We start from the raw sequence: 15,064 nt of genomic DNA on the forward strand, positions 1-15,064 counted from the left end.
AAAGGAGAATACACATGCTTCCGGCTCTCTGGGTCAGCAAGACCGGCCTCGCCGCTCAGGACACCAACCTGACGACCATTTCCAACAACCTGGCCAACGTCTCGACGACCGGTTTCAAGAAGGACCGCGCCGAGTTTCAGGACCTGCTGTACCAGATCAAGCGCCAACCCGGTGCTCAGTCGACCCAGGACAGCGAGCTGCCCACCGGTCTGCAGGTCGGTACTGGTGTGCGCATCGTCGGCACCCAGAAGAACTTCACCGCCGGCAGCCTGCAGACCACCGACCAGCCGCTGGACATGGCCATCAACGGTCGCGGCTTCTTCCAGATCATGCAGCCGGACGGCACCATCTCCTATACCCGTGACGGCACCTTCCACCTCGACTCCGATGGTCAGCTGGTGACCGCCAACGGTCTGGCGCTGGAGCCGGCCATCGTCGTTCCGGCCGATGCCCAGACCTTCACTGTCGGCACCGACGGCACCGTGTCGATCACCACCGCTGGCAATGCCGCCAACCAGGTGATCGGCAACCTGCAGACCGCCGACTTCATCAACCCGGCCGGCTTGCAGGCCATCGGTAACAACCTGTTCCTGGAAACCGCCTCCAGCGGTGCGCCGAACGTCGGCACGCCTGGCCTTAACGGTTTCGGTACCACCCTGCAGAACACCCTGGAGAACTCCAACGTCAGCACGGTGGAAGAGCTGGTGAACATGATCACCACTCAGCGTGCCTACGAGATGAACTCCAAGGTGATCTCGACCGCCGACCAGATGCTGCAATTCGTTACCCAGAACCTGTAATTCGAATCAGCCGACATCCTGAAGTACCCGTAGCACCGTGAGGTCATGAGCATGAATCGTTTGTCCGTCGTTTTCGCCGTAGGTGGCGCGTGCCTGCTGGCCGGTTGCATGGCCCCGCCGGCCAAGCCCAACGATCCATACTATGCGCCGGTGCTGCCGCGTACGCCGTTGCCGGCGGCGGCCAACAACGGGTCGATCTACCAGGCCGGTTTCGACCAGAACCTGTATAGCGACCGCAAGGCGTTCCGCGTCGGCGACATCATCACCATCACCCTCAACGAGAAGATGGCGGCGAGCAAGAGCGCCAACTCCTCGTTGGCCAAGGACAGCAACACCAGCCTCGGCCTGAGCTCGCTGTTCGGTGGGGGGGTGAAGACCGATAGCCCGTTCGGTGGTGGTTCCCTGAGCCTGGATGCGGGCTACAGCGGTACGCGTGACACCAAGGGCGATGCCAAGGCGGCCCAGGGCAACAGCCTGACCGGTTCGGTCACCGTGACCGTCGCCGAGGTCCTGCCCAACGGCATCCTCGCGGTGCGCGGCGAGAAATGGATGACGCTCAACACCGGTGAAGAGTTGGTGCGCATTGCCGGCCTGATCCGCGCCGACGACATCGCCACGGACAATACCGTGTCGTCCACCCGCGTGGCCGATGCGCGCATCACCTATTCGGGAACCGGCTCGTTCGCCGACGCCAGCCAGCCAGGTTGGCTCGATCGGTTCTTCATGAGCCCGTACTGGCCCTTCTGAGTGCGAATCGACATGCTCAAGTTCAAACCGCTACTGGTGCTGACGGCGCTGCTGTTCGCCTCCTTCGGTGCTCATGCCGAGCGCCTCAAGGACATCGCCAGCATCTCGGGCGTGCGCACCAACCAGTTGATCGGCTATGGCCTGGTGGTCGGCCTCAATGGCACGGGTGACCAGACCACCCAGACGCCGTTCACGCTGCAGACCTTCAACAACATGCTGGCGCAGTTCGGCATCAAGGTGCCGAGCAACACCGGCACCGTGCAGCTGAAGAACGTCGCCGCGGTGTCGATCCATGCCGATCTGCCGGCGTTCGCCAAGCCGGGCCAGGTCATCGACATCACCGTGTCGTCTATCGGTAACTCCAAGAGCCTGCGCGGCGGCAGCTTGTTGATGACGCCGCTCAAAGGTATCGACGGTAATGTCTACGCCATCGCCCAGGGCAACCTGGTGGTCGGTGGCTTCGACGCCGAAGGCAAGGACGGCTCGCGGATTACCGTCAACGTGCCGTCGGCTGGCCGCATTCCAGGCGGCGCGACCGTCGAGCGGGCGGTGCCGAGCGGGTTCAACCAGGGCAACAGCCTGACCCTGAACCTCAACCGTCCCGATTTCACCACTGCCAAGCACATCGTCGACAAGGTCAACGACATGCTCGGCCCTGGCGTCGCCCAGGCCATAGATGGCGGTTCGGTGCGGGTTACTGCGCCGATGGATCCGAGCCAGCGGGTCGACTACCTGTCGATCCTCGAGAACCTGGAGATCGACCCGGGCCAGGCCGTGGCCAAGGTCATCATCAACTCGCGCACCGGCACCATCGTCATCGGCCAGAACGTCAAGGTCTCGCCGGCGGCAGTGACCCACGGCAGCCTCACCGTGACCATCACCGAAGACCCGATCGTCAGCCAACCGGGACCGTTCTCCAATGGCCAGACCGCCGTAGTGCCGCGCTCGCGGGTCAACGCCCAGCAAGAGGCCAAGCCGATGTTCAAGTTCGGTCCGGGCACTACCTTGGATGAGATCGTCCGGGCGGTGAACCAGGTAGGCGCGGCGCCCAGTGACTTGATGGCGATCCTCGAAGCGCTCAAGCAGGCCGGTGCGCTGCAAGCCGACCTGATCGTGATCTGAGGCCTGCGCAGATGAAGACCGTCGACACTGGCGCCTACACCGACCTCAATCGCCTGAATGCGTTGAAGGTCGGTGACAAGGACAGCGAGGCGAACCTGCGCAAGGTCGCCCAGGAATTCGAGTCGCTGTTCGTCAGCGAGATGCTCAAGTCCATGCGCGCGGCCAACAACGTGCTGGCCAAGGACAACCCGCTCAACACCGAGACGACCAAGCAGTATCAAGAGATGTACGACCAGCAGTTGGCGGTCAGCCTGTCCCGCGAGGGCGGCGGCATCGGCCTGCAGGACGTGCTGATGCGCCAGCTGTCCAAGACCGCCTCGAGCCAGCGTCCAGGCGGCAACCCGTTCAACCGCGATGCCGGCACCAGTGGTGCCTTGGGCGCTGTGCACAATGCCGCAGCGGACCACCAGGTGGCCAGTGCCACGCACAACGACGTCGCCGCGCTCAACCAGCGTCGCTTGTCGTTGCCGAGCAAGCTCACCGACCGCCTGCTCGCCGGTATCGTGCCAGGCGCCAGCCCGGCTGCCCCCGCCAACACATTGCGCCGTGGCGCCGACCACGCCGCCACCGCGGTGGGGGCTGCAGGCGAATACGGCGACTGGACTCAGTCGCCGACCTATGCCGGACTATTGGCCGGTGGCCAACACAGTGTGGTTCAGGTGCCGCTGGCGCCGGGCAAGAGTGCTTTCGCCAATGCCGACGAGTTCGTCGCCACCATGCTGCCGATGGCCCAGGAAGCGGCTCAGCGCATTGGCGTGGAGCCCAAGGTCCTGGTCGCCCAGGCCGCCCTGGAAACCGGCTGGGGTCGGTCGATCCTGCGCCAGAGCGATGGCAGCAGCAGCCACAACCTGTTCAACATCAAGGCGACCGGTAGTTGGAAGGGCGAGCAGGCGAGGGCGCTCACCAGCGAGTTCCGCGATGGCCAGATGGTCAAGGAGTCGGCGGCATTCCGTGCCTACGACTCGTACGCCGACAGTTTCCACGACCTCGCCAACCTGTTGTTGAACAACGATCGCTATCAAGAAGTGGTCAAGTCGGCCGATAACCCAGAACAGTTTGCCGCTGAGCTGCAAGAGGCCGGTTACGCCACCGACCCGAACTATGCGCGGAAGATCTCGGCGATCGTCCGGCAGCTCGACAAGTACCAGACCTACGCAGCCAACGGCACACAAACGACTCTATAAGGCTTGAAGCATGTCGAATCTGATCTCTATTGGGCTTTCCGGGCTGTCGGCCACGCAAAGCGCGCTGGCGACCACGAGTAACAACATCACCAATGTGGCGACCTCCGGCTATTCGCGCCAACAGACGACCCAGGCGGCGGGGGCCTTGCAGAGCATCGGCGGTGCAGGTTACGTGGGCAGTGGTACCACCGTATCGGAAGTGCGCCGGATCTACAGCGCTTACCTGCAGAGCCAGGTCGGCTCGAGCACCGCGCTCAATAGCGAAGCGACCACCTATTCGACCCAGATTTCCTCGCTGGACTCGTTGCTGTCCGACAGCAGCACCGGGATCACCGCGGTGTTGGCAAGCTTCTATACCGCCTTGCAGACGGCGGCTTCGACCCCCAACGATACCGCTGCGCGGCAATTGTTCCTGACCTCGGCTTCGACCCTGAGCAACCGGTTCAACACCATCGCCTCGCAGATGAATCAGCAGAACGAGAGCATCAACAGCCAGCTGACCACCCTGTCGGGTCAGGTCAACTCGCTGACCAGCTCGATCGCCTCGCTGAACCAGCAGATCGTCGCCCTGTCGGCCAATGGCTCGTCGCCCAACAGCCTGCTCGACGCCCGCGACGAAGCCGTGCGGCAGCTCAATGAGCTGGTCGGCGTGACCGTGCAGCAGCGCGACGGCAACTATGACGTGTACCTGGGCACCGGCCAGCCGCTGGTGACCGGCAATACCGCCAACAAGCTGACGGCCCAGGGCAGTGCCAACGACCCAGGTCAGTACAGCCTGACCTTGCAGTTCCAGAGCTTCTCCACAGACGTGACTTCGGTGGCCACAGGTGGCGAGATCGGCGGCCTGCTACGTTACCGCAAGGATGTGCTGAACCCGGCGATGAACGAACTGGGTCGCCTGGCCATCGTGGTCAGCGACACCATCAACAGCCAGTTGGGCCAGGGCCTGGACCTCAATGGCGACTTCGGTTCGCAACTGTTCGCCAGCGTCAACAGCGCTTCGGCCATGAGCCAGCGCAGCCTGGCCTCGGCGAACAATAGCGCAGGTTCAGGCAACCTGGATGTCGCCATCAGCGATTCCAGCGCACTGACCACCTACAACTACCAAGTCAAGTTCACCAGCGGCACCGCGTACACCGTCACCCGTTCCGACGGTACCAGCATGGGCAGCTTCGACCTCACCGATGACCCGGCGCCGGAGATCGACGGTTTCACCCTGTCGCTGAACGGCGGCGCCTTGAGCGCCGGCGACAGCTTCAACGTCATCCCGACGCGCACCGGTGCGAGCAACATCGGCACCGTCATGACCGACGCCAACAAGCTGGCCTTCTCCGGTGCCCTGAGCGGCACGGCGGCCACCAGCAATACCGGCACCGGCGCGATCACTCAGCCGACGCTGAACACCGAGCTGGACATCTACGGCGGCACCGACTTGTCGCAGATGCAATCGGCCATCGAGAACGGTATGCCGGTCAAGCTGGTGTTCGGCGCCGCCAGCAACGGTACCCAGACCTACACTGTGTACAACGCCCAGGGCACCAGCATCGGTACCGGCTCGATCGTGCCTGGCCAGGACAATGCGTTGAGCATCGATGTGCCGATGCTCGACGACAGCGGCAACCCGATTCTCGACGGCAACGGCGTGGCGATGAGCTATAGCTTCGGCCTGACCTTCTCCGGCGCGCCGTCCAGCGGCGACAGCTTCACCGTGGCCTTCAACAGCGACGGCAGCAACGACAACCGCAACGCGCAGAGCGTGCTGGCCCTGCAAACGGCCAATACCGTCGGCGTCAACGGCAACAACACCGGCATGAGCATGGGCAGCAGCTACGCGACCCTGGTCGAAGGCGTCGGTGCCATGGCTTCGCAGGCGTCGCTGGACGCCACGGCAACCACCACCGTGCTCAAGTCCGCCACTGACAGCCGTGACTCGCTGGCGGGGGTGAGCCTCGATGAAGAGGCCGCCGACCTGGTGAAATTCCAGCAGTACTACACCGCCTCCTCGCAGATCATCAAAGCTGCGCAGGAAACCTTCTCCACCCTGATCAACAGCTTGTAAGGGAGGCGTCGATCATGCGCATTTCCACCGGCCAGTACTTCGCCAACAGCTCCAACAGCTACGCCAAGAACTTTGCCGACACGGCCAAGACCCAGGAGCAGATCTCCTCGGGAACCCGCCTGCAGACCGCTTCGGACGATCCGGTCGGTGCGGCCAAGGTGCTCAAGCTGCAGCAGCAGAGCGCCATGCTGACCCAGTACAGCAACAACATGTCGACCATCACCAGTTCGCTGACCTCCGAAGAGTCGATTCTCTCGAGCATCACCGATGCCCTGCAGCGCGCCCGCGAGCTGACCCTGTCGGCCGGCAACGGCGGCATGAGCGACGCTGACCGCACCTCCATCGCCAACGAGCTCGGTGAGATCGAGGAAAGCATCTACGGCATGCTCAATACCAAGGATGCCAACGGCAACTACATCTTCGCCGGCAGCAAGAGCTCGACCCAGCCTTACGTGCGCAACAGCGATGGCACCTATTCCTACCAGGGTGACCAGACCCAGCTGAGCCTGCAGGTCTCCGATACCCTGTCGCTGGCGCTCAACGACACCGGTTTCAGCATCTTCGAGTCGGCCACCAACATCAGCCGCACCCAGACCACGCTGACCGCGCCTGCCGTGAACGACGACCGCATCACCGTGTCGGCGGGGCAGATGACCTCGTCGAACAGCTACAACAGCAAGTTCACCTCCGGTGAGCCCTACACCCTGACGTTCCTAAGCAGCACCGAATTCACCGTCACCGATGCCGCCGGCAACGACGTGACCGCTGAAACCAGCACCAACGGCACCATCGACCCGAAGGACGACAACGGCACCACCATCAGCCTGCGCGGCGTGGAGTTCGAGGTCAATGTCACGCTCCAGGACACCGATGATGCCGCCGATGCCGACACGCTGATCGCCGGGCATGAATTCAGCCTGGCCAGCAAGCCGGACACCGTCACCGTCAACCGTACGCCGAGCAACCCCTCCACGGCGCAGGTGACGTCGGGTGTGGTGAGCAATGCCGGCGACTATGCCGCGGCGTTCCCCGATGGCGGCGCGGTGATCAAGTTCACCAGCGCCACCGACTACGCGCTGTATGCCGCACCGGTGACCGATTCGAGCAAGCCGATCACCACCGGCACGCTGACCGGCACCTCGATCACCGCGGCCGGGGTGACATTCGAAATCAGTGGCACGCCGGCTGCCGGTGACCAGTTCTCGGTAGGCGCCAGCTCGCACCAGACGCAGAACGTGCTCAATACCATCAGCGGCCTGCGCCAGGCGCTGCAAGTGCCGATCACCGATGCGCAGTCGTCGCTCGATCTGAAGAACGCCATCGCCTCGGCGTTGGGCAACCTTGATCAGGCCAGCCAGCAGATCGACATCACTCGCGGTTCGATCGGTGCGCGGGGTAACGCGCTGGATATCCAGCTGACCGAGAACTCGAGCATGACCCTGGCCAATCAGTCGACCATCTCCTCGATTGCCGACACCGACTACGCCACGGCCAGTATCCAGTTGACCCTGCAGCAGACCATGTTGCAGGCGGCGCAGCTGTCGTTCGCCAAGATTTCCCAGTTGAGCCTGTTCGACAAGATCTGACGGCAGGGCATGGCCTCGGTTGGTCGGTTGGCGTGCAAGCGAAACCCGTGTCTTTCGTATGAAAAACACGGGTTTTGCCTTTTTTGTATTTGGTTACATGTATTCTATAGTGGCGTGACGTAAGGCCCTGATTGTGACCCGTGGGTCTTGGCGCGCATCTTCACAGTAACCGTGTATTGGGTCTCGCTGGTCGGTCATGGCATTGCGCCGCGTCCTGCGCTGTTCACCCTCCCGTTTTTGGCGCCGCTCGGTGAACCGGGCGGTTGAGACCTGCTCTTTGTATTGGGAAGCCAGAATGATTGGCATTAAAAGCATCGCGAGCTATGTACCCTCTGCCGGCATCGACAACTATGCCCAGGGCGCTCGCTTCGGTAAGGACGAGTCCTTCATCATCGGCAAGATCGGTTCGGCCTTCCTGCCACGCAAGGCCGACGAGCAGGAAACCTCCGACCTGTGCGTCGAGGCCGTGCGCACGCTGTTCGCCAACCATCCGGAGCTCAAGCCCGAAGCCATCGATGCGGTGATCGTGGTCACCCAGAACGGTGATGAAGAGGGCCTGCCGCACACCGCTGCTATCGTGCAGGACAAGCTGGGTCTGCCAACTCATGTAGCTGCATTCGATATTTCCCTAGGTTGCTCGGGCTACGTCTACGGCATCTACGCCATGAAGGGCTTCATGGAGGCTGCGGGCCTGAAGAACGGCCTGCTGATCACCGCAGACCCATATTCGAAGATCGTCGACCCGGAAGACCGCAACACCACCATGCTGTTCGGCGATGCCGCTACCGTGACCTGGATGGGCGAGGCGCCGGTCTGGGCGCTGGGCAAGTCCAAGTTCGGCACCGACGGTTCGGGCGCGCCGCATCTGAAGGTCAGCGACGGCACCTTCTTCATGAACGGTCGCCAGGTGTTCAACTTCGCGCTGATCAAGGTGCCTGCACATCTGCACGAGCTGCTCGACGATTCGGGCCTGGTGGCTGCCGACATCGATGCCTACTGCATTCACCAGGGCAGTGCTGCCATCGTCGACGCGGTGGCGCGTCGCTTCGAAGAGGGCGAGCCGGAGAAGTTCGTCAAGGACATGGTCGAGACCGGCAACACCGTGTCGTCGAGCATTCCATTGCTGCTGGAGAAGCACGCGGGTGACAGCACCTGGCAGCGTGTGGCCATCAGTGGTTTCGGTGTGGGCCTGTCGTGGGGCTCGGCGATTCTTTACCGCCCCTGATACCTGAAGCCTGACCAGCGGCGCCCTCGTGGCGCCGCAGTCGTTTCTGCGCCGTGCATTCCTTCGCGGCGATGCCTTCGGGCCTGTCTTCTTTTTGGCGCCAAGTCCTTGATTCGTTGGGCGGTGGCGAACTGCTGGCAATTTTTTTGCAAAAAGCCCTCAAGCAACCCGGCGAGCCGACGATAACAATCATGTAGGTTCTCTAGGCCACACCCGGCGGGAAGCCAGGGCCGGAAGCCGCAGTATCCATCCAACGAGGAATTCGTCATGGCTTTAACCGTTAACACCAACATCACCTCCCTCGGCGTTCAGAAGAACCTGAACAAGGCTTCCGACGCACTGGGTACTTCGATGTCCCGTCTGTCCTCCGGCCTGAAAATCAACAGCGCCAAAGACGACGCCGCCGGCCTGCAGATCGCCAACCGTCTGACCAGCCAGGTCAAAGGTCTGGCAGTCGCTGTCAAGAACGCCAACGACGGTATCTCGATCGCCCAGACCGCCGAAGGCGCGATGCAGGCTTCGACCGACATCCTGCAGCGTATGCGTGAACTGTCCCTGCAGTCCGCCAACGGCTCGAACAGCGATGACGACCGTGCTTCCCTGCAACAAGAATTCACCGCGCTGTCGGGCGAACTGACCCGTATCGCCAACACCACCACCTTCGGTGGTCGTAACCTGCTGGACGGCTCGTTCACCAACACCAGCTTCCAGATCGGCGCCAACGCCAACGAAACCATTTCGTTCGGCATGAAAGACATCAGCGCTACTGGCCTGAAAGGTTCGTACAGCGAAGCTACCACCACTGGTACCGCTATGACTGGCCTGACTGCCACTGCTCTGGGTTCGAAGCTGACCACCACCACTGGTGCTACTGCCACTGTTACCGGTGCTGCGACTGCTGCTCTGAATAGTGCTGGCGCTGGTGCTGCTGGCGGCACCTTCTCTGTCAACGGCCAAACCGTTACCGTCGGTGCTGGTGATGATGGCGCAGCCGTCGCTACTGCAGTTCAAGCGGCCCTGGTTGCCAGCGGCGACGCAGGCGCCACCGCTACCTGGGATGACACTGCCAACACCCTGACCCTGACCTCCAGCTCCGACATCGTCATCGCGGGTGCTGACTTCGCTCAGGCCGGTCTGACTGCTGGCACTATCACTGCCACTGGCGGTACTCAGGCTGCCAGCACTGGCGCTACCAACCTGACCAGCGCAGGTGCAATCACTGTTAACGGTACTGCTGTTACCTGGGATGGCACTGGCGACATCAGCGATGTTCTGACCGATATCGCAGCTGTAGATGGCATCGCTTCCGCCACTATCGACAGCAACGGCCGCATCAGCATCACCTCCGAAGATGGTAACGATGTCACTCTGGGCAACACCACCGGTGGTTCGCTGGCTCAACTGGGTCTGACCTCGGGTACTTCCGAAGCCAAGACCTCGGCTGACACTTCCGTCACCCTGAACGGCGTTGAAGTCAAGTTCGCTTCGGGCAGCACCGCTGACGACATCGTTTCGGCCATCAACAGCGCTTCGACCGGCGTTACCGCCAGCCTGACCGATGATGGCGCGCTGAGCCTGTTCGCAGACTCCGACATCACCATCGCCGACGGCAGTGCCGGTACTGGCCTGGCTGCTCTGGGCCTGACTGCTGGTTCCACCACCGCCGTGACCATGGAAACCACCGTTGCCAACCTGAGCATCAGCACCGCTGCCGATTCGCAAATCGCGATCCAGGCTCTGGACGCTGCCATCCAGTCGGTCGACAGCCAGCGCGCCGCCCTGGGTGCTGTGCAAAACCGCTTCGACTCCACCGTGTCGAACCTGGAAAGCATCTCGGAAAACTCCACCGCTGCCCGCAGCCGTGTGCAGGACGCCGACTTCGCGGCCGAAACCGCCGAGCTGACCAAGCAGCAGACTCTGCAACAGGCTTCCACCGCTATCCTGTCGCAAGCCAACCAGCTGCCGTCCTCGGTACTGAAGCTGCTGCAGTAATCGTCTTCGGATGATACCGACGGAAGGGTGCCCCGGCGCCCTTCCGTTTTTTGATTACTAGGGGTCGATCAACATGGACATGAATGTAGATCTGAAAACCGCTTACCCCGCAGGTCTTGCGCCTGCAAGCGCCAGCCAAAATGGCGTGAAGGCTACCCAAACCAAAGATTCCAGCGACGTGCAGGGCACCGAACCCGAGCGCGCGCAACTCGAACAAGCGGTCAGTGACATCCAGGACTACGTCAGCAAGGCGCAGCGCAACCTGGAGTTCTCGATCGACGACACGACGCACAAGGTCGTGGTCAAGGTCATCGCCACCGAGAGCGGTGATGTGATCAGGCAGATCCCTTCCGAAACCGTCCTGATGCTGGCCCAGCGCCTCCAGGAAGGCGGCACCGGTCTGTTCGACGAAATGGTATAACGCAGAACTGGCACAAAGTTTGAAGGCTGGACCCGGTTGGCGTCATGAGCGTCAAGAATTGGCCTGGCATCACCACCAAGGAGAGTAATCATGGCGGTCATCAGCAGCACCGGTACCGGACTCATCACGTCTGCCGGCGTGGGCAGCGGCATCAAGACCGACGAGATCGTCGAAGCGCTGGTCAATGCGGAAATCAGTCCCAAGCAGAACCAGATCACCAAGCAGCAGACTGCTGCGGCGACCCAGTTGTCGGCGCTGGGTACTGTAAAGAGTGCGCTGGATACCTTCCGGTCGGCCATTTCCACGCTGAACACCACCACCAAGTTCAACGGCCTGGCTTCTTCTTCCTCGGATGAGAAGGTCGCGACCGTTACCCTCGGCAGCTCCGCCGCAGCTGGCACCTATGCGCTCGAAGTGACCCAGCTGGCCACCGCTTCGAAGATATCGACCGGGGTCTACGGCAGTGCTTCTTCCTCGGTGAACGACACCGGCGCCAGCACCACCCTGACCATTTCCCAGTCGGGCAGTGATTATAACGTCACCATCGCCGCAGGCGCGACGCTGACCCAGGTGCGCGACCAGATCAATAGCCAGTTGGCCTCCAAGAATATCTCCGCCAACATCCTGACCGATGCCAACGGCTCGCGCCTGGTCTTGAGCTCCAACACCACGGGGGAGGGCACCGACCTGACCCTGAGCGGGGATTCTGGTCTAGCCACCGACTTCACGACGGTGACCACCGCGCAGAATGCGAAATACACCATTGACGGCATCGACATGGAGTCCAAGAGCAATACCGTGACTTCGGCGATCAGTGGTGTGACCCTCAAGCTGCTCACCACGGACAAGTCCACTATCTCGGTGACCTCCGATAGTGACACGCTGAAGACGTCTGTGCAGTCGTTCGTCGATGCCTACAACACCATGATGAAGGCCATTACCGCACAAACCAAAGTCACTTCTTCGGATGATGCGGTCTCGGCAGGCGCGCTGACTGGTGACTCGACCATGCGCTCGATGATCAGCGCGATGCGTGGCGAGTTGCTCAAGAGCTTTGGCACTGGTGCGGTCAATACCTTATCCAACATGGGTATCACGACCGATCAGACCACAGGGCTGCTGACGCTGGACGACACCAGCTGGAATGCCGCAGTCGCCAAGACCGGCGGCGTCAGCCAGATCGTCAGCGCATTTGTTGGCGACAACGGCTTGCTAAAAGGCATGACCTCTGCGACCGAGCCGTTCGCAGGCACTAGCGGCATCCTCACTTCTCGTGTCAACGCCCTCAACACCAAGCTGACCGACCTGGACACCCAGCAGGAAGCCTTGGACCGCCGCGAGGCCACCTTGACCTCGACCTTGACGGCCAAGTACACCGCCATGGATACCCTGGTCGCCCAGCTCAACGCCACCAGCGACAGCATCATGACCACCCTCAACGCGCTGAACAATAACAACGACGATTGATCTGCGCTGACCGGGCCGTCCGCTGGCGGCCCGCCAGGTTAAAGTTTCCCATCGATAGGCCGACATGTAGGCTGTACGTCACACATTTTCCGCGAGAGGTTCGCCATGCATCCCCTTAAAGCCCTGCGCCAGTACCAGAAAGTCAGCTCCCACGCGCAGGTCTCCGAGGCCAGCCCCCACCGCCTGGTGCAGATGCTGATGGAAGGTGCACTGGACCGCATGGCCCAGGCCAAGGGCGCATTGTCGCGCGGCCAGATCCCCGAGAAGGGCGTGATGCTCGGCAAGGCCATCGACATCATCGGCGGCCTGCGCGAAGGTCTGGATGCCGAAAAGGCCGAAGACCCGGCCTACATCGCCGAGCTGGACAGCCTCTATGCCTACATGATGACCCGCCTGACACAGGCCAACCGCAGCAACGACACGGAAATCATCGACGAAGTCGCGCGCCTGATGATCACCGTCAAGTCCGGTTGGGATGCGCTCGCGGCCGCCGAATGATGAGCGCGCCAGGAGATGCCATGAGCCCGCTGGACAAGATCGCGCAGACCCGTGCGGCCCTGGAGGCGGCGTTGCAAGCGAAGGATTGGGCGCTGATCGGGGAGCTCGATCAGGAGTGCAGGGCCTGCGTGGAGTCCATCAACAACGCCCAGGTAGATGACCTGGACTTGTTTCGGGTCAATTTAGAGGCACTTCTGGTCCTGTATCGTCAATTGCTCGACGCCAGTAGAAATGAGCGTGGCGCTGTTTATGACGAAATGAACCAGTTTCGCCAAGCAAAAAACGCCGCTAAGGTATACCATCTGTTCAGTTAACTCGAAACGCCCCGTACGGGCGCCATAAAATTGACCTTTACAGATTTTCGACTTAACTAGTGTCTATTTAACCATTTCCGGCATCAAACCATGACCGTTTGGTCGGCTTTGAGCTAACTACGCCCTTTGGCGCCGAGAATTGACTAGGGAAGTTGCTATTGCATGTGGCGTGAAACCAAGATTCTCCTGATCGATGACGACAGCGCCCGCCGCCGCGATCTGGCGGTGGTCCTGAATTTCCTCGGGGAAGAAAACATTCCGTGCTCCAGCCATGACTGGCAGCAATCGGTAGCTTCGTTGTCTTCCAGCCGCGAAGTGCTGTGCGTGCTCATCGGCACCGTCAATTCCCCAGGCAATGCGCTGGGCTTGCTAAAGACAGTGGCAGGGTGGGATGAGTTCCTTCCGGTTTTGCTTTTAGGCGAAATTTCTTCTGCGGACTTCCCGGATGACCTGCGCCGTCGGGTGCTGGCCAACCTGGAAATGCCACCGAGCTACAGCCAACTGCTCGATACCCTGCACCGTGCCCAGGTCTACCGCGAGATGTATGACCAGGCGCGTGAGCGTGGCCGTCAGCGCGAGCCCAACCTGTTCCGCAGCCTGGTCGGCACCAGCCGCGCGATCCAGCACGTGCGCCAGATGATGCAGCAGGTGGCCGATACCGATGCCAGCGTGTTGATCCTCGGCGAGTCGGGCACTGGCAAGGAAGTGGTGGCGCGCAACCTCCATTACCACTCCAAGCGCCGCGAAGCGCCGTTCGTGCCGGTCAACTGCGGGGCGATCCCGGCCGAGCTGCTGGAGAGCGAACTGTTCGGCCACGAGAAGGGCGCCTTCACCGGGGCCATCACCAGCCGCGCCGGGCGTTTCGAGTTGGCCAATGGCGGTACGCTGTTCCTTGACGAAATCGGCGACATGCCGCTGCCGATGCAGGTCAAACTGCTGCGCGTGCTGCAGGAGCGCACGTTCGAGCGGGTGGGCAGCAACAAGACCCAGAGCATCGACGTGCGGATCATCGCCGCGACCCACAAGAACCTCGAAAGCATGATCGAGGACGGCACCTTCCGCGAAGACCTGTACTACCGGCTCAACGTCTTCCCCATCGAGATGGCACCGCTGCGTGAGCGGGTCGAAGACATTCCGCTGCTGATGAACGAACTGATCTCGCGCATGGAGCACGAGAAGCGCGGTTCGATTCGCTTCAATTCGGCGTCGATCATGTCGCTGTGCCGCCACGGCTGGCCGGGCAATGTCCGCGAGCTGGCCAACCTGGTCGAGCGCATGGCGATCATGCATCCGTACGGTGTGATCGGGGTGTCGGAGCTGCCGAAGAAATTCCGCTACATCGACGATGAAGACGAGCAGATGGTCGACAGCTTGCGCAGCGATCTCGAGGAGCGCGTGGCGATCAACGGCCATGCGCCGAACCTGGGTAATCACGCGATGCTGCCGCCCGAGGGGCTGGATCTCAAGGATTACCTCGGCACCCTCGAACAAGGGTTGATCCAGCAGGCGCTGGACGATGCCAACGGTATCGTGGCGCGGGCGGCTGAACGTTTGCGTATCCGGCGTACGACCCTGGTGGAAAAGATGCGCAAGTACGGCATGAGTCGCCAGGGTGGCGAGGAGGCGGCGGAGGACTGACGGTCCGTTCG

At 61.8% G+C, this 15,064-nt stretch carries 13 protein-coding genes; all 13 read left to right on the forward strand.

Annotated elements, in window-relative coordinates:
- Positions 1-14 precede the first annotated feature (14 nt).
- The 13 genes from flgG (at position 15) to fleQ (ending at position 15,053) form a co-directional block, all read left to right on the forward strand.
- Positions 15-800, forward strand: a complete 786-nt coding sequence (flgG, locus tag E2H86_RS12850; RefSeq protein WP_133328297.1) for a flagellar basal-body rod protein FlgG — start codon at positions 15-17, stop codon at positions 798-800.
- Positions 801-851: 51 nt separating this feature from the next.
- On the forward strand, positions 852-1,547 hold the full coding sequence (gene flgH, locus E2H86_RS12855) for a flagellar basal body L-ring protein FlgH (protein WP_133328299.1): 696 nt from the start codon (positions 852-854) through the stop codon (positions 1,545-1,547).
- A 12-nt stretch (positions 1,548-1,559) separates the two neighbouring features.
- Positions 1,560-2,669: a flagellar basal body P-ring protein FlgI gene (locus E2H86_RS12860; protein WP_133328301.1), complete on the forward strand. Its 1,110-nt coding sequence runs from the start codon at positions 1,560-1,562 to the stop codon at positions 2,667-2,669.
- An 11-nt stretch (positions 2,670-2,680) separates the two neighbouring features.
- Positions 2,681-3,853 (forward strand): flagellar assembly peptidoglycan hydrolase FlgJ, encoded by a 1,173-nt coding sequence (gene flgJ, locus E2H86_RS12865; protein ID WP_133328303.1) that lies wholly within the window; start codon positions 2,681-2,683, stop codon positions 3,851-3,853.
- Between the two features lie 10 nt (positions 3,854-3,863).
- Positions 3,864-5,912 (forward strand): flagellar hook-associated protein FlgK, encoded by a 2,049-nt coding sequence (flgK, locus tag E2H86_RS12870; protein WP_133328305.1) that lies wholly within the window; start codon positions 3,864-3,866, stop codon positions 5,910-5,912.
- Between the two features lie 14 nt (positions 5,913-5,926).
- Entirely contained in the window at positions 5,927-7,498 is a 1,572-nt protein-coding gene (locus E2H86_RS12875) for a flagellar hook-associated protein 3 (RefSeq protein ID WP_133328307.1), read from the forward strand.
- 295 nt (positions 7,499-7,793) lie between these two features.
- Positions 7,794-8,723 (forward strand): ketoacyl-ACP synthase III, encoded by a 930-nt coding sequence (locus E2H86_RS12880; protein WP_133328309.1) that lies wholly within the window; start codon positions 7,794-7,796, stop codon positions 8,721-8,723.
- A 267-nt stretch (positions 8,724-8,990) separates the two neighbouring features.
- A complete protein-coding gene (locus E2H86_RS12885) occupies positions 8,991-10,715 on the forward strand; it encodes a flagellin N-terminal helical domain-containing protein (protein ID WP_133328311.1) in 1,725 nt (574 codons plus the stop codon).
- A gap of 73 nt (positions 10,716-10,788) precedes the next feature.
- Positions 10,789-11,136, forward strand: coding sequence for a flagellar protein FlaG (locus tag E2H86_RS12890; RefSeq protein WP_133328313.1), 348 nt, complete (start codon positions 10,789-10,791; stop codon positions 11,134-11,136).
- Positions 11,137-11,226: 90 nt separating this feature from the next.
- Positions 11,227-12,603, forward strand: a complete 1,377-nt coding sequence (gene fliD / locus E2H86_RS12895; RefSeq protein ID WP_133328315.1) for a flagellar filament capping protein FliD — start codon at positions 11,227-11,229, stop codon at positions 12,601-12,603.
- Positions 12,604-12,708: 105 nt separating this feature from the next.
- Positions 12,709-13,101, forward strand: a complete 393-nt coding sequence (gene fliS, locus E2H86_RS12900; RefSeq protein WP_133328317.1) for a flagellar export chaperone FliS — start codon at positions 12,709-12,711, stop codon at positions 13,099-13,101.
- A gap of 20 nt (positions 13,102-13,121) precedes the next feature.
- Complete coding sequence (locus tag E2H86_RS12905) at positions 13,122-13,415, forward strand: flagellar protein FliT (protein WP_133328319.1); 294 nt, start codon at positions 13,122-13,124, stop codon at positions 13,413-13,415.
- Between the two features lie 162 nt (positions 13,416-13,577).
- Positions 13,578-15,053: a transcriptional regulator FleQ gene (fleQ, locus tag E2H86_RS12910; protein ID WP_133328321.1), complete on the forward strand. Its 1,476-nt coding sequence runs from the start codon at positions 13,578-13,580 to the stop codon at positions 15,051-15,053.
- The last annotated feature ends 11 nt before the right edge of the window (positions 15,054-15,064 follow it).

It is taken from the genome of Pseudomonas putida (genome assembly GCF_004357765.1).
In the GTDB taxonomy this organism is placed as follows: Bacteria; Pseudomonadota; Gammaproteobacteria; order Pseudomonadales; family Pseudomonadaceae; genus Aquipseudomonas; species Aquipseudomonas putida_U.